This window comes from Anaerococcus lactolyticus ATCC 51172 (genome assembly GCF_000156575.1).
Taxonomy (GTDB): Bacteria; Bacillota; Clostridia; order Tissierellales; family Peptoniphilaceae; genus Anaerococcus; species Anaerococcus lactolyticus.
Window position 1 is genome coordinate 1 of record NZ_GG666131.1, and the last position, 241, is coordinate 241.

Here is a 241-nt window from a genome sequence, read left to right on the forward strand (position 1 = left end):
CATTGTCCAATATTCCCCACTGCTGCCTCCCGTAGGAGTCTGGACCGTGTCTCAGTTCCAGTGTGACTGATCATCCTCTCAGACCAGTTACGGATCGTCGCCTTGGTAGGCCTTTACCCCACCAACTAGCTAATCCGACCTAGGCTCATCTGATAGCGTGAGGTCCGAAGATCCCCCACTTTCTCCCTCAGGACGTATGCGGTATTAGCGCCCGTTTCCGGACGTTATCCCCCACTACCAG

General features: G+C 55.2%; 1 rRNA gene. It reads right to left on the reverse strand.

Annotated elements, in window-relative coordinates:
* Positions 1-241, reverse strand: a 16S ribosomal RNA gene (locus tag HMPREF0072_RS10550); the annotation flags it as partial.